At 36.5% G+C, this 883-nt stretch carries 1 protein-coding gene; it reads right to left on the bottom strand.

The features are described 5' to 3' along the window. Positions 1–883 (bottom strand): GDSL-type esterase/lipase family protein (locus tag B176_RS0118675; protein WP_026063459.1); only part of this gene is annotated, 883 nt, incomplete at both ends.

Raw genomic sequence — 883 nt, 5'->3', positions numbered from 1 at the left:
TCTGCTATAACCTTCTAATACTGCTTTTTTAGCTAAACCCAATTTTCGCATATAAATATAAAACTCATCCCAAATTTGAATGGCTTGCTTATTTCCGTACAGTTCTGCAACGTCGCAATAAACTAAATGATAGCCTCGCTCTAATAAAGCAATATCAGCTTGTGGTTGGTTACCAAAAAAACGGGCTCGCCAAACCCAAGGTTTTCCTTTTATGGCACTTTTAGGCTGTACAATATGAGCCTTACGACCTTTAAAAGTAAACTGATAATCTTTAAAGCCGTAAAACGACTTTTCTTTTTTTGTTTCTTTGATTTCTTTTGAGATATCAAAAGGATAAAATTTGGTATCCAGAAACTCAAATAACCTTTTTGCGATAAAATTTGCGCCTTCGGCATTTGGGTGAACTTTGTCTGGCATTAATACCTCTTTATCTTTAAAAAGGCTGTGCAAGTCAATAATTTCTAAGTTTCCCTCAAATGCTAGCCTTTCAATCACCGGAATCATGATGCTAGAAATCGGCTTGTCCGATATCCCGCTTGTATCAACGCTAAAAACCGTAATTGGCTTAAGTAAAACCACTCTTGGCTTTGATTTTAGTTTTTGGAAACTTTTTATGAGCTCACGATAATCATCAACAAATTGATTCAAATACTTTCTATTGACCAACTTAGAATCATTGGTTCCCAACGCAATAAAAACAATATCAGGCTCACTTTTTAATGCAGATTGATAAGCCGTAGTTGCCCAATATGGTTTATTTCCGTTTTTCAAGAAGGTAGTACCACTCACTCCAAAATTAGTTACCTCGTAACCTTCGCCCAACATTTGCTGTAACCTAGCCGGATAACTTTGCGATAGCCGATCTGGCAAAAAAGCACCGTAA

Origin of the sequence: Pedobacter arcticus A12 (assembly GCF_000302595.1) — a bacterium.
GTDB lineage: Bacteria > Bacteroidota > Bacteroidia > Sphingobacteriales > Sphingobacteriaceae > Pseudopedobacter > Pseudopedobacter arcticus.
Note: the sequence above shows the minus strand (reverse complement) of the source record. Positions and strands in the feature narration are given on the sequence as shown.